17 protein-coding genes are annotated in these 18,293 nt (G+C 66.7%); 6 read left to right on the top strand and 11 right to left on the bottom strand.

The window, feature by feature from the left end:
* Positions 1 to 111: 111 nt before the first annotated feature.
* The 5 genes from DBO33_RS29540 to secY all read right to left on the bottom strand — a co-directional run bounded on the left by DBO33_RS29540 (position 112) and on the right by secY (position 5,148).
* Complete coding sequence (locus tag DBO33_RS29540; RefSeq protein ID WP_107657990.1) at positions 112 to 723, bottom strand: DUF305 domain-containing protein; 612 nt, start codon at positions 721 to 723, stop codon at positions 112 to 114.
* On the bottom strand, positions 720 to 2,270 hold the full coding sequence (locus DBO33_RS29535) for an LVIVD repeat-containing protein (protein WP_107657989.1): 1,551 nt from the start codon (positions 2,268 to 2,270) through the stop codon (positions 720 to 722). Before DBO33_RS29535 ends, DBO33_RS29540 begins: the two co-directional genes overlap by 4 nt.
* Positions 2,267 to 2,875: a TetR/AcrR family transcriptional regulator gene (locus DBO33_RS29530; RefSeq protein WP_107657988.1), complete on the bottom strand. Its 609-nt coding sequence runs from the start codon at positions 2,873 to 2,875 to the stop codon at positions 2,267 to 2,269. The genes DBO33_RS29535 and DBO33_RS29530 overlap by 4 nt, the downstream gene beginning before the upstream one ends.
* Before the next feature lie 122 nt (positions 2,876 to 2,997).
* Positions 2,998 to 3,792: a LuxR C-terminal-related transcriptional regulator gene (locus tag DBO33_RS29525; RefSeq protein WP_234391108.1), complete on the bottom strand. Its 795-nt coding sequence runs from the start codon at positions 3,790 to 3,792 to the stop codon at positions 2,998 to 3,000.
* Between the two features lie 51 nt (positions 3,793 to 3,843).
* Complete coding sequence (secY, locus tag DBO33_RS29520) at positions 3,844 to 5,148, bottom strand: preprotein translocase subunit SecY (RefSeq protein WP_107657987.1); 1,305 nt, start codon at positions 5,146 to 5,148, stop codon at positions 3,844 to 3,846.
* 384 nt (positions 5,149 to 5,532) lie between these two features.
* Here secY and DBO33_RS29515 point away from each other — a divergent pair, with 384 nt between their 5' ends.
* Positions 5,533 to 5,967: a hypothetical protein gene (locus DBO33_RS29515; protein WP_159080593.1), complete on the top strand. Its 435-nt coding sequence runs from the start codon at positions 5,533 to 5,535 to the stop codon at positions 5,965 to 5,967.
* 163 nt (positions 5,968 to 6,130) lie between these two features.
* Here DBO33_RS29515 and DBO33_RS29510 read toward each other — a convergent pair whose 3' ends face one another.
* Entirely contained in the window at positions 6,131 to 7,438 is a 1,308-nt protein-coding gene (locus tag DBO33_RS29510) for an erythromycin esterase family protein (protein ID WP_107657985.1), read from the bottom strand.
* Between the two features lie 201 nt (positions 7,439 to 7,639).
* Here DBO33_RS29510 and DBO33_RS29505 point away from each other — a divergent pair, with 201 nt between their 5' ends.
* Complete coding sequence (locus DBO33_RS29505) at positions 7,640 to 8,026, top strand: VOC family protein (RefSeq protein ID WP_107657984.1); 387 nt, start codon at positions 7,640 to 7,642, stop codon at positions 8,024 to 8,026.
* 41 nt (positions 8,027 to 8,067) lie between these two features.
* On the opposite strand, the gene DBO33_RS29500 is transcribed toward DBO33_RS29505, so the two are convergent.
* The 3 genes from DBO33_RS29500 to DBO33_RS29490 all read right to left on the bottom strand — a co-directional run bounded on the left by DBO33_RS29500 (position 8,068) and on the right by DBO33_RS29490 (position 10,491).
* Positions 8,068 to 8,640 (bottom strand): PadR family transcriptional regulator, encoded by a 573-nt coding sequence (locus tag DBO33_RS29500; protein ID WP_107657983.1) that lies wholly within the window; start codon positions 8,638 to 8,640, stop codon positions 8,068 to 8,070.
* Positions 8,641 to 8,649: 9 nt separating this feature from the next.
* Entirely contained in the window at positions 8,650 to 9,381 is a 732-nt protein-coding gene (locus tag DBO33_RS29495) for a VOC family protein (protein ID WP_107657982.1), read from the bottom strand.
* A 108-nt stretch (positions 9,382 to 9,489) separates the two neighbouring features.
* Entirely contained in the window at positions 9,490 to 10,491 is a 1,002-nt protein-coding gene (locus DBO33_RS29490) for an NAD-dependent epimerase/dehydratase family protein (RefSeq protein ID WP_107657981.1), read from the bottom strand.
* A gap of 210 nt (positions 10,492 to 10,701) precedes the next feature.
* Between DBO33_RS29490 and DBO33_RS29485 the strand changes: the two genes are divergently transcribed.
* Both DBO33_RS29485 and DBO33_RS29480 read left to right on the top strand, forming a co-directional pair.
* On the top strand, positions 10,702 to 11,031 hold the full coding sequence (locus tag DBO33_RS29485; protein WP_167768771.1) for a type VII secretion target: 330 nt from the start codon (positions 10,702 to 10,704) through the stop codon (positions 11,029 to 11,031).
* Positions 11,028 to 12,680, top strand: coding sequence for a hypothetical protein (locus DBO33_RS29480; protein WP_107657979.1), 1,653 nt, complete (start codon positions 11,028 to 11,030; stop codon positions 12,678 to 12,680). Before DBO33_RS29485 ends, DBO33_RS29480 begins: the two co-directional genes overlap by 4 nt.
* Positions 12,681 to 13,505: 825 nt before the next feature.
* Here DBO33_RS29480 and DBO33_RS29475 read toward each other — a convergent pair.
* Together DBO33_RS29475 and ypfJ are read right to left on the bottom strand one after the other, a co-directional pair.
* A complete protein-coding gene (locus tag DBO33_RS29475; RefSeq protein WP_107657978.1) occupies positions 13,506 to 14,039 on the bottom strand; it encodes a hypothetical protein in 534 nt (177 codons plus the stop codon).
* A 114-nt stretch (positions 14,040 to 14,153) separates the two neighbouring features.
* Positions 14,154 to 15,077, bottom strand: a complete 924-nt coding sequence (ypfJ, locus tag DBO33_RS29470; protein WP_107657977.1) for a KPN_02809 family neutral zinc metallopeptidase — start codon at positions 15,075 to 15,077, stop codon at positions 14,154 to 14,156.
* Positions 15,078 to 15,392: 315 nt separating this feature from the next.
* Here ypfJ and aspS point away from each other — a divergent pair, with 315 nt between their 5' ends.
* Both aspS and DBO33_RS29460 read left to right on the top strand, forming a co-directional pair.
* Entirely contained in the window at positions 15,393 to 17,219 is a 1,827-nt protein-coding gene (gene aspS / locus DBO33_RS29465) for an aspartate--tRNA ligase (RefSeq protein ID WP_107657976.1), read from the top strand.
* 73 nt (positions 17,220 to 17,292) lie between these two features.
* The gene (locus tag DBO33_RS29460) at positions 17,293 to 18,261 is read left to right on the top strand and encodes a DUF389 domain-containing protein (RefSeq protein ID WP_199856794.1); all 969 of its coding nucleotides are present in this window, start codon (positions 17,293 to 17,295) and stop codon (positions 18,259 to 18,261) included.
* Positions 18,262 to 18,293: the final 32 nt, after the last annotated feature.

Here is an 18,293-nt window from a genome sequence, read left to right as displayed (position 1 = left end):
CAGCAGGCCCTACCGGCTGGCCCACGCGGCCGGTGACACGGAGCTGACCGCCGCGTGAGGTCTGGTCGACGATGTGCGAGCTGGTCCCGCACCGCTGATCGTCTCGGCGGCTCAGCCGGACGGAGTGCGCTGGGCGATCAGCAGCCCGATGATTCCGGACTCCTGGCTCTGCGTGCTGATCATGTCGCGGGCGGCCTGTTCGACCGGCCCACCGGCGGCCAGTTGGTCGAACGCCTGGGCCATGGCGACTCCGCCCTGGTGGTGGCGGTACATCAGGCGCAGAAACATCGATTCGGCGTCGGCTCCGCGCGCTCGGGTGAGGGCGTCGAGGTCGGTGCCGGTCGCCATGCCGGGCATGGTTGTCGACGCGGTGGTGTGGTGACCGGCCGGCATCCATGCCATCGGACGCGGGTTGGTCGAAGTGGCCCCGGCCAGTCGCAGCCAGCCGAGCATCATGCCGATCTCCAGGCGCTGGGCGTCGGCGATCTGGTCGGCCAGTCCCCGCACGGTGGGGTCCACGTCGGCGGCCAGACGCTGCACCAGGATCAGCGCCTGCTGATGGTGACCGGCCATGTCCTGCACGAAACCGATCTCGGTAGGGGTCAATACCGTTGCGGGCGTGCTGGTCTCGGAGATGACGAGCGGTCGCAGGGCCGCGCCGAGAACCAGCAGCAGCAGGGCCGAGGCGAGCCCCGCGCCGCCGAGCAGCACTCGCCGGGTCATGAACCGACCGTCGAATGCTGGTCGACCGGCGGGGTGTACACCTCGGGGGACAACTGCAAGGTGAGCAGGCCGTTGTCGGCGCAGGCGGCCCACAGTTGGTTGCCGCGCCACTCGGGGGCGGAGAAGCACCAGTCGGTGGACATATCGCCGAAAGCCACGTCGCCGGTGCGCGAGCTCTGCGCCTGCTCGGGGTCGAAAGCGCCCGCCTCGATCGCTTGCAGCACCGACGGTGCACTGAGCAGCGGCAGGCCGATGATCGAGGCCAGCGCGTGCGGGGAGTTCCACAGTTCCGCGTTCTGGCCGGTGCGCGCGGGCGGGTTGTAGTAGGCGATTTCGCGGACCTGCAACGGATCGCGCACGTCGAACACCCTGATGCCGGAGGAGATCCAGCCGCACGCCAGTGCGGTGGGGTTCACCGGGCGGTCAGCAGAGCAGTAGTGCGCGTCGTAGGCGAAGATCGACCCGCCCATCCCGGAGGCGAGCGCGCTGTCACGGTGGCGCTGCAGGTTGATCTCCAGTTTGATCGTGTTCACCACGCGCGGCCGGGTGTCGTCGGAGATGTCGATGAGTTTGACGCCGCCGGATCCGGCTTCGTCGGTGCTGAACAGGTAGGGCACGCCGTGGTAGGTGACGGGGACGTTCTGCTGGGTCGCCCAGCCGTCGGTCCAGGTGAGCTGAGCGATGATCGGCACCTGGGGGTCGGGGTCACGCCGCTGTACCGCGGAGGTGTCGAGAATGGTCAGCCCGCCCATATTGTTGGCCAGGTACAGGCGGTTGCCGTCGGCGCGCAGCCCCATGCCGTGCATGGACTGGCCCGGCATGCCCTGCCAGATGACCCGGGGGACAGCCGGATCGGTGAGGTCGACGGCGCTGACGATGCCGGGGATGACGCCCGAGGCCCAGTAGGTGCGCCCGTCCGGCGAGAAGCCGCCTTCGTGGGCCGTGATCTGGATCGGCAGGCTGACGTCGGTGCCCGGTCCGGGATTGAGCAGGCGCGGGTGTGCGCAGTCGGAGATGTCGTAGACCGAGATCAGCCCGGCTCCGGTCATCGCGGGAACTCCGGTGCCTACCAGCAACTTTCGCGCGGCATGGACCTTGAGACTCTCCCACGTTCCGGCCAGCATCGCCGGTTCGGTGAGCGTGGCCGTGCGGATCGGATTCGCCGGGTCGGCGACGTCGATCACCTGCACGCCCTGGGCGGGGCCGAGCAGGTTGCCCGGGAAGAAGCTGCCGAGGTAGACGCAGTGCTCGAACTGGGTCGAGGTGATGCCGGCGCCGCGGCCCGCGTAGCCGCCGATGCGGCTGATATTGCACCGATAACCCTGGGTGCTGCGGCCGCTCTCGCGGTCGGCGGCGGGCACATCGCCTTGCAGGCCGGGTTCGGGTAGCGAATCATCCGCGCAGGTTGCGCGGGCAACGGCGGTATCGGCGATGTCCCGGTGCTCCAGGACGGTTCCCGCGGGGTCGGGTTCTGCGATGCCGAGGGCGGAGGGAGCCAGCAGCACGGCCGCCGCCGCGACGATCAGGCGGCGGTACCGAGTTCTCATGTCGTACTTTCGTGGTGAGTGGCCAGGGTGACGAGGGCTGCGGCGGTCTGCCGGCAGAATTGCTCGCCGTCTTCGTCACCGCGGGTGAGGGCGCGCAAGAGCGTTGCGCCGCGCAGGAATTCGAAGATCAGGTCGGGATCGCAGCGGGGGGACGCCTGGCCGGATTCGATCGCCGCGTCGAGGGTGGCGCGCAGCCCGAGCCGGGCCAGGTCTTCGCCGCGTTCGCGCAGCCTGCGGTAGCTCTGCTCGTCGTCGTGGTAGGCCGAGAGCAGGCCGGGAATGCCCGATCGGGCCGCGGGATGGGTGGCGGCGGCGAAGAACAGGCGGGTCCAGCCGAGCAGATCCGCGCCGATGTCACCGGTCGGCTGGGGGACGACGCCGGTGTCGAGGGCGAAGATCGCGTCCTCGACGAGGTGGATCTTGTTCGGCCACCGCCGGTAGATCGAGGTGGCGACCACCCCGGCCCGCCGCGCGACCCCCTGAATGGTCGTGGCCTGAAAACCCTGCTCCACCAACAGTTCCTGGGTGGCGCGCAACACCTGATCATCCAGTTGCGGGTCCCGGGGGCGGCCTGGTCCTGGCCGGGCCGCGCGGCGTTCACTCACCGATTGCTCCTTCTTCGAAGTCGGCCGAGCGTATCGAAGAAAGGCTGGTTTTCAAAAACGCTTCATGGTGTATTTGAATTCGCCAGCGAGCAGCCCTTGCGGACTGGTCGCTCAGTGGCCCATTACGTCTCGATCGACCCGATCCGGCGGGTGTGCGCGTAGACCGCGGCGTGGATGCGGTCACGGACGCCGAGTTTGGTGAGCACATGGGAGACATGGGTTTTGACGGTCTGGCCGCCGATGCCGAGGGCGCGGGCTATCTCGGGGTTGGTGTACCCCTTCGCTATGAACCCCAGGACCTGATGTTCACGGGGAGTGAGGGTTTCGACCTCCGGGGTGGCCGGAAACGGTTCGATGCCTGCGGACAGGCGAGTGATCAGCTGCCTGGTCAGTACCGGGTCGATGAGGGCAGCGCCGTGCACCGCAGTGCGGATGGCGGCGAGCAGGTCGTCGACGGGACCGGATCGTGCGAGGAACCCGGTCGCACCGAGATGCAATGCACGGTAGAGGTTTTCGTCGGTGTGCTCGGTGGCGAGGGCGAGGATTCTGGTGGTGGCGGTGTCGATCGGACCGGCGTCGGCCAAGCCGGGCAGGTCGAGATCGATGAAGGCGACGTCCGGGCGCAGGCGTTGGATCTCCCGCACGGCGGACAGGCCGTCGCTGACCTCCGCGACGCAGGTCATATCCGGTTGGCCTGCGATCGCCGCTTGCATACCCATCCGGAACCACAGCTGACCGTCGGCCAGCAGGATCGAGATCGCCGGTCCGCGAGTGGGGCCTGCGTGCTGGTCCACCGAGTGGTTGGCCGATCGCGTGTCGGCGTGCGCGGTAGCGACCGACAGCGTCATCGCGGTTATCGCGAGAATGAGCGTGGACACCACGCGCAGCAGTGCCTGGGTCGAGCGGTTCGCAACCATGGTTTCAGACCGTAGGCTCATCGGCCGCCGATGCCCAGCGGGGCGGCATGTTCATCGCAGAAACCCCTGGTAGTTCCGGTTCAGCACTTGGCTTTCGAGCTGTTTGACCGTGTCCAGCGCGACGCTCACCATGATCAGCGTGGAGGTACCGCCGAAGGCCAGGGTCGACGCCGAACCGGACGCGCCGAAACCCAGCACCAGATTCGGCAGCACCGCAACGGCACCGAGATACAGCGATCCGGGCAGGGTGATCCGAGTGAGCACGTGATTCAGATGATCGGCCGTCGGCTTGCCGGGCCGATAGCCGGGGATGAAGCCGCCGAACTTCTTCATCTCCGCGGCACGCTCCTGCGGGTTGACGGTGATCGCGACGTAGAAGTACGAGAAGAAAACGATCAGGGCGAAATAGCCGGTGACGTGGACCGGATGATCGGTGTCGGCCAGATACTTCTGGATGAACTCCGCAACGGAGTTCCCCGAACTGAATTGCGCGAGCAGGTTCGGCAGGAAAAGCAGCGACGAGGCGAAGATGACCGGAATGACACCGGCCTGATTGACCTTCAGTGGCAGGTACGTCGCGGAACCGCCGTACATCTTCCGCCCCACCACGCGCTTGGCATATTGCACCGGAATCCGACGTTGCCCCTGCTCGATGAAGACCACCCCGACGATCAGGGCGGCAATCGCGAAACAGACTCCGCCGAAGACGATTCCGCCCCGGCTTTCTAAGATCGACCGGCCCTGAGCCGGAATCTGCGAGGCGATGCCCGCGAGGATCAGCAGCGACATCCCGTTGCCGAAACCCCGCTCGGTGATCAACTCGCCGAACCACATGACCAGCGCCGCCCCTGCGGTCATTACGAGCACCGCGGTGAGCATCGCGAAGAGCGAGCTGTCGGCGAAGATGTCCTCGGCACAGCCGCGCAGAAGCTGGCCGCGCGCGGCCAACGCAACCAGCGTCGAGGCTTGCAGCAATGCCAGCGCCATCGCCAGATAGCGGGTGTACTGCGTGATTTTGGCTTGGCCGGACTGTCCTTCCTGCCGCAATTCCTCGAAACGTGGGATCACGACGGTCAGCAGCTGCGTGATGATGCTCGCGGTGATGTAGGGCATGATGCCGACCGCGAAAACCGAGAGTTGCAGCATCGAGCCGCCGGAGAAAAGGTTGATCAGCTGGTAGATGCCGGCGGACTCACCACCCGAGTTCAGCTCGATACAGCTGCGTACCGCGGCGAAATCCACGCCGGGAGAAGGAAGTATCGCGCCGAATCGAAACAATGCCAGCAGTCCGAGCGTCCAGCACACCTTTCGCCGGAGGTCCGGGGTTCGGGCAGCCGACTTGAAGGCGGAAAGCACAGTAGCTCCTGGTGGGCGCGACGCTGAGAAGCCGAGCGAATCCACGTGCTGCGGGATCGGCTTGGCGGGGCTCTTCGACGGTATGGAAAGTCGGTGCCCCTAGACGTCGGCCGGGAGACCGATTTCGAGCTCCCCCGACTGGGGGAGTTGTGTGGCGGCGCGGAGCGGGACTGCCGAAGACGCTGTCCCCCAGTGGATCTCGCTGTATCAGGTACGGACTGCTAGCCCAAGGTGTCCGCGATGTTGTGCGCAGTTCGTGCCCCTACTGGGTCCAGCGCAGTCATCCACTGCTTCCGTTGGGAAACCGCAGATGGGCCCGTAGTACGCGGTATGAGTGTGCTGCTTACCGGGTCGCGCGACCACCCGGACTTGTAGGCTCCTGCTGTGAGTACAAAAGGGGTGGGATCGGTTGCCGCAGAAAACCCGAAGAAGCGATGGTCGAAGTTCAGAGGGGTCGGCGCGCTTGTCGTCATCGGCCTGTATGTTGCCGGCTTGACCAGGTTGGCTGTCAGCGGAGACTGGGGCGACCAGACGGCGACTCGCCTGTTCGGCATAACCATTGTCGTTGCCAGCTTGCTGGTCTTGGTCTCAGTCGGGCTGGACACCGGCGCGGTAGCTGGTCCGCGGAAACGGTGGACAATCCGTAGACCGGTTGCCTCACTGATCGTTGTCGCCTTCCTCCTGGCAGGCATCGCCACGTCGATCGTCCGCACCGGCACGGTCTGGAACGACCCACTGGGGCAGCTGTTCATGCAAACGGCAGTGATCGGCTTCATGGTCCTCCTCATCATTGACGAACCCGGCCGATTCCGACCGTAGGCTTCGCGCCGCTGTGCCTGCAGCCACCGCCATCGAGGGTCGGGGCCCGTCTTCGACGAGCGGCAGCCTGGCCGGCACCGCCTACTGACGCCCGGGTCGGCGCGGTCCGCCAACGAGGTTTCGCCATTCGATGTTCTTGGGGGACCGCCGGATTGCGAGATATTCAGGTCGGTACAGCGGGGCTGATTTCTTGGCGGTGGACGATCATGTCGAACCACTGACCCAGGGTGCCGCCGTCCATGTACGCATCGGGGCCGGCGTGGGCCAGGCCCCGTGTTTTCACGGGAGCCGCGAGCCAGCGTCGCACCGAGGTAGGTGCGGGCCGGTGCAGATCCAGTACGAACTGGTCGAGGTGAACTTTGCCGAAGGGCTGTTCGAACCAGTCCGCGGCGGGTGGCGGCATGGCGGCGGTTTCGTCGGGTCCGAGGCTGACGGTGCCGTGGTCGAAGGTGAAGCCGATCGACAGATACTGGTGGCCGAACCATTGGCGCAGATACGATCCCGCGCTCGGGAAGCGCAGGTCCGGGCCGGGTGGGACAGCGATTCGTAGTTCGGGGGCGTTGGCGGTGTGTGCGCTCGCGGCCCAGTATGCGATCTTGTCGCCGGTGAATTCGCGCCACCACCTGAGGTTTTGGGCAGCGTGGGCGTCCCGGTAGACGAGGCTGTCGGCGAAGGGCAGGCTGTAATGCTCGTAGAACGAGACGATCTGGCGTGCGTGCTGTAACGCTAGTTCGTGGGCTTTGGACTGGTGCGGCATGCCGGCGATCAGGTCATGAACGCGGTGGGCATGGTCGAGATAGGGCTGTTTGTCCGGAACACCTTGGTACCAGCTGACATGGTCGTCCATCGGTGTGGTGGGCCGGATCGCTTGGAGGTGATCGCGGAGCTCGGCGAGTTGTTCTGGCGCCGCACCGGCGACGTAGGCGTCGACCTCGTCATAGGCCGGCCGCCCCGTCAGGTAGTACTCGACACCGAGGAACTGCACCTTGTCGTCGCGCCCGATGTTGAAGTCGCGCAACCACCGCAGCACATCGGTCACTTCCTGGGTCTGCCACTGACCGCTCAGCTGGTTCACGATCGCGTTCAAATCGCCTGTGCCCGTGCGGATGTACTCGTTGACCTGAAGTCCCGTCGTCCATTGATCTTCGAAGGCGAGGGAACGGAACCCCAGCTCTTCGACCAGCAGCCGCACGGTGCGGTGCTTGAGTGTGAGCTCCTCCGCCGCACCATGAGTCGACTCACCCAGCCCCACGATCTGCGCGTCGCCGATCGAACGACGAAGGGGCATCAGGTCTTCGAGCGACCCGGTGGGATTTACGTGGTCGAGCGCGAGGGCGTGGTGCCCGATCCAGCCGGGCACGGACTGCTCCGGATCCCCAGTGGCCGTTGGTGTGCCGGCGAGCACCATGGTCCCGATTCCCACGGCGATCAGTCCCCACCATCGTCTCCAGTTACGTTCGTGTCGATGCATCGACTTCTCCTTTTCGCTGCATCTCCACGATCGGGGATACCGGTCAGGTACGCGTCCTCCCGGAAGCGACTTTTCGGGTACGCCGCTCGACGTATGGGTCGCCACTTTGCGGATCACCACGAGGCGCAAATTGAGTGGCCGAACTGTTCGGTGGAGGGTTGAGTGGGGGAGCGTCGCCGTTATCCACTGAAAGGTCCGGACATGGCCAGTAAGTTCACCGAACTCGCGATCGACTGTGCCGACCCCGTCGGTCTCGCTCGGTTCTGGTGTGCGGTCCTCGGTTACGAGGTGCTGGACGAAGAGGAGGGGTTCGTCAGCATCGGTTCGCCTTCGGTGCCGGAAGGCCGGGATCGTCCCGGTCCGGTGCCGCCGACGTTGGGGTTCGCGCGTGTGCCGGAGGGCAAGACGATCAAGAATCGGCTGCACATCGATGTCAACCCGACCGACCGGGATCAGGATGAAGAGGTCCGTCGTTTACTGGACTTGGGTGCTCGGCATGTGGACGTCGGTCAAGGTGAGGTGAGTTGGGTGACCCTCGCCGATCCGGAAGGGAACGAGTTCTGCGTTCTCGCCACTCGCTGTCCCTGATCGGGTTGTTGCGCTAGAACAGTTCGCGCCAAGCGAATACGTCACTGCCGAGTTTTGTCGTCTGCCATATCGAACGCGCCGGCTTCGAGGCGGCGGATGAGTCGAAGAGTCCACTCGGCGCGGCTGTCCGCGGTGTGCAACCACAGTCCGAGTACTTCGCCGACCGGTCCCCAGGTGTCCAGGTCGGTGCCGGGCGGCAGTTCACCGGTGACGCTCGTCCGCCACTGCTCCATCAACTCGGCGCGTTTCCGCAGCAGGTCGATGGCTTCGGCGCGGGGGAGATCATCGATGAGACCCACTGCGGCGGCGAGCATGTCCATCCGCGGATCCCGGTGTGAGAGAGCGGTGCGCAGCAGAGCGAAGTAGGCCTGGTCGCCCGCGTCGGTGACCTCGTACTCGATGCGCGGCGGCCCACCCGTGGTGCTCGGGGTGATTTCGTGCGCGATCAGCAGTCCTTCGCCGGTCATGGCTTTGAGCGCGTGATAGACGGAGCCGGACTTCACGCCCGCCCATTCGTGGGCACCCCAGGATTCCAGGTCTGCGCGAACTTGATACCCGTGCGCGCGGTCCCGGCGCCGGACGGCGCCGAGGACGAGCAGGCGAACCGCGGACATGAGTTCCTTTCAGTCGGTGGCTGAGCGCAGAATGCGTTGCAGCTCATCGGCATTGGATAGGGCGTCGGCGAGAGTGACGCGTTCGGTGTCGGTCAACGGTATCGCTCGGACGCGGTCGAGTAGCTGGACTGCCAAGTCGGGGTCGCCCATCCGGACTGCCAATTCGGCTCGATAGGTCAGTGCGTCGATGAGGTCGACCGGTGTTGCGGTGTTCTGCTCGCGCGCCAGGGTGCCGTCGAGAATCTTTGCGCCGTGGGCATTGTCGCCGTGCGAATCTGCCATGACGACCGCGTTGTCCAGGGTCTTGCGCAGCCTGCCCGGGGTCGAGTCGGCAGGCTGGTCCGGTGTTGCGGCCTTGGGGTGGAAACGAATCCAGTTCCCGCCCGGATCGACCACCAGGAAACCGGTGAGGCCGTCGGCGTTCTTGCGCTTGCGTGGGCGCGTCATCCGCGGAATTCCCGAGATCAGTAGCTTGCCGTGCACCGCGCGCATCCCCTCGGCGAAAGCGGCGAACAGCGCGCCGATATCGGGGACCAACACCACGCACGATCCGTAGGAATCGGCCGGATCGAAGCCTGGGATCGCGCCGAAGTGCAGGTGGATATCTTCCAGTCGCATGACCAGGCTGGGGTTCGGGCGGGTCTGCCGGTAGGTCTGTTCGAAGCCGAGCATGCGGTAGAACTCGGCGACCTCATCGATCGAATTACACGGCAGTATCGGCATCGTCATTTCGCCTGCCATCGAGAACACCCTCTTTCGGAGAAGCTAGCCAAATTTGGCTAGCTACGGAAAAAGTAGCACCCGGAGGGCGGCTAGGCAAGTTTGACTAGCCGGTCCGGGTGCCGTCGATCAGGCGATCTGCCGAGTATCCGGTGCCAGCGGGGTCGGGTCGGCGAAGAAGGCGACGAGGTCGCGGACGGTCTCGTCGGTGGAGCGCGGGCGGTAGTCGAGTTCGCGTTCGGCCTTGCCGTGGTCCACGACGGGTGCCGAAATCAGCGCGCCCAGTGCGGCTTTCGAGACGATGTCGGATTTGAAGGCCTTGCCGATCGGCGCGAGCAGCGGGATCGCCGCGCCGACGAGCTTGGGGGAGATGGCGAATCGAGGGCCGCGCTTGCCGCCGTGGGCTGCGGCCAGGCGACACAGGTCGAGCATCGAGATCATCTCGCCGCCGAGCAGGTAGTTCTCGCCGGTGCGGCCGCGCTCCGACGCCAAGACCAGGCCCTGCGCCACGTCGCGCACGTCGACCAGGTCGAAGCCGCCGCCGATCATCGCCGGAATGCGACCTTGCGCCGCGTCGCGCAGCGTGCGGTTGATGCGGGACAGCGGCTTGCTGTAGTCGAGGGGGCCGAACACGCCGGTGGGGTTGCAGAGCACCGCGTCGAGGCCCTGGTCGATCACCTTGCGTAGCGCCACCTCGCCGGTCCACTTGGAGCGGTCGTACACGGGGAGGGTGGGATCGGTGGAGCGGGGCGCGCTCTCGTCGATCTGCCCACCGCAGGTGTACTGGTTGAACGCGTGGATCGAGCTGGTGTGCACCATGCGCCGCGCGCCCACCGCGAGCGCGGCCTCGGCGACGACCCGGACGCCCTCGGTGTTCACCTTCCACGCCAGGTCGTTCTTTTCGGCGAGGGTGACCACCGCGACCAGGTGATAGACGATCTCGGCGCCCTGCAGCGTCTCCCGCATCGACGCCGGATCCAGCACGTTCCCGCTGACCCAGGTGACGTTCGGCTCGTCGGCCGTCGGTGGCACCACCCGATCGATGGCAGTCACCTCATGGCCGCGCGCGACCAGCAGGCGGAGCAGATTCGTGCCAAGGTAGCCGGCTGCGCCGGTCACTGCGACCTTCATGGCATCGAGAATATAGAACTTGTTCTAATTTGCAACACGTTCCAGTTTCCTTCCTATTCCCCCTGTGAACGTCGCGATGGGCTCGAAAGTTGCCGGTACCGTCCGCTATATTGAGCCCAACCGTAGCGGCCAAGCCGTTCGGCATGGGCAGACGGTGACGACGAAGAAGTTCACGACACTGATGTGCACGACGATTTGGGGGGCAACTCGATGAGTGATCTCTCGGTAGAGACCGACGCGGTCCGGGCGTTCGCCGCCACGAACGCGGGCATCGCCGGTGATCTTGCGGGGGCAGGTAATTTCGACGCGGTCAAGAACGTCTCGGCACTCGTGCCGGTGTTCGGATTGATCGGGGTCGACTACCTGGCAATGTTCGCCGCGGCGCAGGTGCTGCAGGCGAAGGACATCAATGATCTGTCCGCCAAGTATTCCAAGCTTTCCGAGTCGGCGTTCAGCGCCGCCGCGGCCTACGACGCGACCGATTGGTCCAGCTCGGCCGCGCTCAATGCCATCGGCAACCAGATCGGCGGCGCGGTATGAAGCCACTCGACACGGGGGTGATCGCGCCGGAGGAGCATGCGATAGCGCATGCCGCCGATCAGAACGTGGCCATCAGCCAGCAGGCCGTGTTCGAGGCGACGCAGAACTCGGCCGCCCAGGCCGTGCTCGACGTGCCGCTCGGCCAGGTGCCCGACGATATGCCGCCGATCGAGTCGCCGGAGTTCGTGCTGTCCAAGAGGATCAGCGACGAGCAGAACAACGCGCTCGCCACGCCGGCCGGCCTGCCGGGAATGAACGGCAATCCCACGCCGGACGCGCAGAGCATCGTCGGTGTGCCGTCCGATGTCTCGGCCCTGCTCGGTGACACCCAAGCCGCGCTGCAGCACGTGTCTGCGCCGGTGACGCAGGCGCTCGATCAGGTGACCGGCGTGCTGAACGGTGCACTCGGCTCGGCGCCGAGCTCGGCCGCCGCCGCGGTGAGCCAGGCGGCCGCCGCCGTCCCGACCGCGCTGCCCGCATTGCCCGCCGACCCGGTCTCCGCGCTCATGCAGGGCGTCGCGGTGCCCGCGCTGCCCGGCGTCGACCTGTTGATGAAGCCGATCCTCGACCTGCTCAGCAGCTTCGGCACCGGCGTCATCGGCGCGCTCGACCCGACCGCCATCCTGAGCCAGTCCTCCAAGGTCATCGACATGGCCATGCAGGTCGGCAAGGGCAGCATGACCACCGTCGAGCAGCTGTGGCAGAGCCAGGCCGCCCGCAACGCCCAGGCCACCAGCCAGCAGGCCAACACCGAAGGCCAGGAAACCAGCAAGCGCGGCATCGACATCTCCGAACTCACCCAGCGGGCCGCCGCGGTGGTGCAGCAGGGGAACGCGCAGTTGCTCACCGTCGCTTCGTCGTTCGCCACGCAGGCGACGGCCATGGCGCCGGTCATCCTGACTCCGCCCGCCCAGGCCACGCTGATGGCGTCGGCGACCGAGCATCTCGGTCAAGCCGTCGGCATCGTCAACGCCACCCGCGGTGACCTCGCAGGCAAGACGGGCGAGTTGAGCGGCATGGTGCAGCAGTTGGTCGCGCCCGGCGGCGGACCGGCACCGCAGGAGATCGCGCAGGCGCTGGCCCAGAACGTCGGCCAGCCGATCCTGGAGCAGGCGCAGTCGACCGCATCGGAGACCGCGACCCAAGCCGCAGGGCTGAACTCGTCCACCGGCGCCCCGACTTCGACGTCGCCCGCCTCGGTGAACAGCACCGGCAGCCCGAGCACGACCAGCCACGGCACTCCCGTCGGCGTGCCCGGCAGCCCGTCGAGCCGTACCGGCACGGGCAGTCCGAGCAGTCGGCCGAGCACCGGCACACCGTCGATGCCCAAGGCCACCGCGCTGCCCGGCACCAGCATGTCGCCGCTCCGGTCGATCAGCGGTGTCCCCGGCACCACCGGTTTCGGCCCCACCTCGACCGGCACGCCGAGCACTACCGCGGCAGGTGCAGGCAGCGGTTTCATGGGTGCTCCCGGTGCTGCAGGTGGTCAGCGCAACGACGACGAGCACTCGCGCAATGTGCAGCCTTACCAAAGTGCCACCGGTAACGACGATCTCACCGGTCCGCTCGGTGAATCCACGCCGGATGTCATCGGCGCGACGCACTCGGATGAGATCATCAGCTCCGACTATGAGCAGGATCAGTTCTAGGAACGGATCGTTCGGGGTAGCCCGGCTCGAGCAGTGACAGTGTGCTCGGGTCGGGCTCTTTGCCGTGGTTGGCCCGAGTGCGCGGTCGACGTTGCTGTGCTGCGCGGGAATCGGTGGGCCGCACCCGAATACTCGGCCGGCGTATGGAAGCTGCTCCGCAGCAGCGTCATCCATCCGGTGCTGCGGAGGTTGAGCCGAACCGGTGTTCCGTGCTTCACCGAACGGGACGTGGTGGCGCTGAATGTCGAGTGGCGCCGCTGTCGTGTCCCGCTCGGTGAAGCTGGCGAGGTCGAATGGGCCATGGTGGCGGGGAATGTTGAGCGGCGATGCCGCTATTGCCCTTTCGGCGGAGCTGGCGAGGTCGTGGTTTGCCGAATGGGGCATGGCGGCGGTGAAGCATCGAGTGGCGGTGCCGTCATGTCCCGCTCGGTGAAGCTGGCGAGGTCGAATGGGCCATGGTGGCGGGGAATGTTGAGCGGCGATGCCGCTATTGCCCTTTCGGCGGAGCTGGCGAGATCGTGATTTGCCGAATGGGGCATGGCGGCGGTGAAGCATCGAGTGGCGGTGCCGTCATGTCCCGCTCGGTGAAGCTGGCGTAGTCGAACGGGACATGGTGGCCGGGAATGCCGAGTGGCGCCGCCCTCGTGTCCCGCCCCGGTGAAGCTGACGAGGTCGAACGGGACGAGGTGGCGGGGAATGTCGAGTGGCGGCTTCGTTATGTCCCGCTCGGCGGAGTTGACGAGGTTGCGGTTCGCCGAGCGGGGCATGGTGGTGGGAAGTCGAGAGTGGCGTCGCTATGTTTTGTTCGGCGGAGCCGGGCGCGGGTCAGGGGACGGGGATGAAGGCGTCGAGTAGCTTGCGGTAGAGGGCGGCGAAGCGTTTGCGGGCGGCTTGTTGGTCTGGGCCGAGGCCTTCGGTGGAGTCGGGGGCGTAGACGATCAGGTGGGCGTCTTCCTCCGGGGCCTGTGGCATCAGGTCGATGATCTGGCTGCCTTGGTCGGTGATGGTCGGCATGCCGAAGTCGACGGCGGCGAGGGCTCGGGTTTCGGCCAGGGCGGCGGTGAGGACCTCGGGTGGGATGTGGCCGTTGACCTTCTGCGGCGGGCTGTCCGGATGTCGTTCCGCGGCAACGGCATCGGGGATCTTGACGGCGCGCCCGTCACCGGACACCTCGAGTTGGGGGCGGAGGTCGATGCGGGTCTGCCAGCCGTTCGGGATGGTGGTGAGGGTGAGCAGCGCCAGCGGAGCGGAGACGGGACCGTGCGCCGTCGGCTGATCGGGCGGTGCGGCAGCCGCGGTTCCGGTGCTGATCGCGAGCGTCAGCATGGCGACCAGCAGTGCGGCTTTCGTTCGTCGCATAGTTCGCAACCTCCGTATCGATGAAAACGCTCCGCTGACATCGCACAGGGCTGTCAGCGGAGCGTCAAATCCGCGCGTGGCGAATGCTGTTGGCGTGTTGGGCAATCCGACCGGTCAGCGCAATGCCGGCGGGTTGTCCACACTCGGCGCGGAGTAGGTGTCGCAAGCCTTGACCTGGCCGGTCTTGTACCCGGTGAGGAACCACTTCTGCCGCTGCTCCGACGACCCGTGCGTCCAGGCCTCCGGATTCACCCGTCCCCGGGACGCCTGCTGGATCCGGTCGTCGCCGACGGCCGACGCGGCCGAGAGCGCGTCGCGGATGTCGTTGTCCGACAGCGGCTTCAGGAATGGCTGGTTGCTGCCCGGCGCCGGAGTCTTGTCCGCGAAGTGCGCCCAGAGACCGGCGTAGCAGTCGGCCTGCAGTTCGGTGCGCACGGCGGCGGAGTTCGCGCCCTGCGGATCCCGTTGGGCGCGGTCGATATCGCCGAGCTGGTTCTGGATGTGATGGCCGATCTCGTGCGCCACCACGTATTCCTGGGCGAGCGGTCCGCCGCTGGCACCGAAGCGGTCGACGAGCTCCTGGAAGAAGCTGACGTCGAAGTAGGCGGACTGGTCTGCCGGGCAATAGAACGGGCCGACCGCGCTGGTCGCATTGCCGCATCCGGTGCTGATGGCACCGGAGAACATCCGGACCTTCGGCTCCACATAACGCTGGCCGGTCTGCTTCGGCAGTTCGGGTGCCCACACCGAGTCCAGACTCTGGATGGTGAGCGCGACCCGGCAGTCGACATACTTGTTCGCACTCGCTCCGTCTGTGCAGTGTTCCGGCAAGCCACCGGGCGCCTGCGCCACCTGGGAGTCCTGGGCGCCGGTGAGATCGCCGATCAGCGAGCCCGGATCGCCGCCGAGCAGCAGTGCCAGCACCAGCACGATCAGCCCGCCCGCACCACCCCCCAGCGCGATTTTGCCGCCCCGGCCCGGTCCGCCACCTACCGAAACCCGATCGGGGTCGATCTGCATGCCCTCGTTGAAGGTCATCGTCGTCGCTCTCTGTGTTGTCGCCTGCCCGGGCGCCGCGTGGTCTAAAGCTTGACACAGGCGGGGCGAGGTCTGTTTCTACCCGGCGGACGTGTTTCGCTACGAGCACGGGATGCCACGTTCCGGGCGATTCAACCGGTGAGCGGCGGGGCGGAATCGACGTGGCGGACGGATCGCGCGGGAACGGCGGACCCACGTCGTCGCGACTGAGGTGAACAGCATGGATATCGGTTTCCGGCTCAGCGGCCGGGCTGGCTACGATGACTACCGCACCTGGCCATTGCCTGCCGGTGCGAAGTCGTCGAAAGGAACCTTGTGCTGCGCACCCACTTGGCTGGTTCGCTGCGAAGCGAGCACGCCGGTCAGACCGTGACCCTCACCGGATGGGTGGCCAGGCGGCGTGACCACGGTGGCGTGATCTTCATCGATCTGCGCGACGCGTCGGGTGTGTCGCAGGCGGTGTTCCGCGAGGGCGAACCGGCCGAGCAGGCCCACCGGCTCCGCGCCGAATACTGCGTGCGCGTCACCGGCGTGGTGGAGCTGCGCCCGGACGGCAACGAGAACCCGGAGCTGCCGACCGGCACCATCGAGGTGAACGTCACCGAGCTCGAGGTGCTCAACGAGAGCGCGCCGCTGCCGTTCCAGCTGGACGAGCAGCCCGGCGAAGAAGCCCGGCTGAAGTACCGCTACCTGGACCTGCGCCGCGAAGGCCCGGCGCACGCGATCCGGCTGCGGTCCAAGGCGAACGCCGCCGCTCGCGCGGTGCTGGCGAACCACGAGTTCGTCGAGGTCGAGACGCCGACGCTGACCCGCTCCACCCCGGAGGGCGCCCGCGACTTCCTGGTGCCCGCGCGCCTGCAGCCCGGCAGCTTCTACGCGCTGCCGCAGAGCCCGCAGCTGTTCAAGCAGCTGCTCATGGTCGGCGGCATCGAGCGCTACTACCAGATCGCGCGCTGCTACCGTGACGAAGACTTCCGCGCCGACCGTCAGCCCGAGTTCACTCAGCTCGACATCGAGATGAGCTTCGTGCGCCAGGACGATGTGATCCTGCTCGCCGAGCAGATCCTGGTCGGGCTGTGGAAGCTGATCGGCTACGAGATCCCGACCCCGATTCCGCACATGACCTACGCGGAAGCCATGCGGCGCTTCGGTTCCGACAAGCCGGACCTGCGTTTCGGCATCGAGATCACCGAGTGCGCCGAGTACTTCAAGGACACGCCGTTCCGGGTGTTCCAGGCGCCGTACGTCGGCGCGGTCGTCATGCCGGGCGGCGCGAGCCAGCCGCGGCGTCAGCTCGACGCTTGGCAGGAATGGGCCAAGCAGCGCGGCGCCAAGGGTCTGGCGTATGTGCTGATCAACGAGGACGGCACGCTCGGCGGCCCGGTCGCCAAGAACCTGAGCGACGCGGAGCGCGACGGGCTGGCCAAACACGTCGGCGCGGTGCCCGGCGACTGCGTGTTCTTCGCGGCCGGTCCGGCCAAGGCGCAGCGCGCGCTGCTCGGTGCGGCGCGTGGCGAGATCGCCCGCAAGGTCGGGCTGATCGACGAGAACGCGTGGGCGTTCGTCTGGATCGTGGACGCGCCGATGTTCGAGCCCGCCGCCGAGGCCACCGCGAGTGGCGATGTGGCGCTTGGTCATTCGGCTTGGACGGCGGTGCACCACGCGTTCACGTCACCGAAGCCCGAGTCCGTCGACACCTTCGACACCGACCCCGGTTCCGCGCTCGCCTACGCCTACGACATCGTCTGCAACGGCAACGAGATCGGCGGCGGCAGCATCCGTATCCACCGCCGCGATGTGCAGGAGCGCGTCTTCAAGGTGATGGGCATCAGCCTGGAGGAGGCGCAGGAGAAGTTCGGATTCCTGTTGGACGCCTTCGCCTTCGGCGCACCGCCGCACGGCGGCATCGCGTTCGGCTGGGACCGCATCGTCGCGCTGCTGGCCGGGCTCGACTCGATCCGTGAGGTGATCGCGTTCCCGAAGACCGGCGGCGGCGTCGACCCGCTGACCGACGCGCCCGCGCCGATCACCGAGCAGCAGCGCAAAGAGGCGGGGCTGGACGCCAAGCCTGCAGCCAAGGGTGACAAGGCCGATGCGAAGGGTGACAAGGCCGACGCGAAGGCGGACAAGCCCGCCGAATAACGGTGGGAACGGTACCTTCTGGACAGTTTCGATCCGTCGACCCGCCGGGCGACGCTGACCACAAGGGGATCCGTTGCTGCACCTGCGCATGATCTGCCCGTCGGACACCACCGACAAGGTGCTGGCCGTGCTCGCCGCGAACCCAGGGGCCACCCATGTGACCCTGGCTCGCGGCGTCGCGGTGGAACCCGCCGGTGACCTGATCCAGGCCGACGTCGCGCGCGAGGCGGCCAACGAGGTGCTGGCCGAGCTGACCGCACTCGGGATCTCTGAATCCGGTGGCATCACCCTCGGGCCGGTCGAGACCGTGCTGTCCGAAGCAGGGGACCGGGCCGTCAAGGCCGCGCCCGGCGATCCGACCGACGCGGTGGTGTGGGAAGAACTGCTCGCGCAGACGAAAGAAGAGTCGACGCTCAACTCGACCTTCATCGCCTTCCTCACCATCGCCTGCCTGCTCGCCGCGGTAGGTGTGGCCACCGATTCTCCGGTGACCATCGTGGGCGCGATGGTGGTCGGGCCGGAGTTCGGTCCGCTGGCCGCGTTCGCGGTCGGCATGGTGCGCAGGGATTTTCGGCTCGCGCGCCGATCCGCCATCGCTTTGGCGATCGGGTTTCCGACAGCGATGGTGATCACGTTGTTCGCAACGTTGCTGTGGGAGCAGTTCGGCTGGATCAAGCTCAACGGTGTGGAGAGTCTGCCCAACGTCGACTTCATCTATGAGGTAGGGCCGTTCTCGCTGGTCGTCGCGTTGCTGGCCGGGGCGGCGGGCATGCTGTCGCTGGTCACCTCGAAATCCGCGGCGCTGGTCGGTGTGTTCATCTCGGTGACCACCGTGCCCGCTGCCGGATTCGCCGTCGTCGCAGCCACTTTGGGGGAGTGGAACGCGGCGTTCCTGTCCGCGGGTCAGCTTGCGGTGAACCTTGCGGGCATCGTTACGGCCGGTGTGATCGTGCTTGCGCTGCGGCCGCGCGCCGGCAACGAGTTCGGTCCGTTGGAACGTTTCAAGCGGTGGATCGGTATGCGCTCGTTGGTTGAGAAGTAGCACTACAGACCCGAACCTCCACCGGTAAATCC

This window comes from Nocardia suismassiliense (assembly GCF_900269665.1).
In the GTDB taxonomy this organism is placed as follows: Bacteria; Actinomycetota; Actinomycetes; order Mycobacteriales; family Mycobacteriaceae; genus Nocardia; species Nocardia suismassiliense.
Note: the sequence above shows the minus strand (reverse complement) of the source record. Positions and strands in the feature narration are given on the sequence as shown.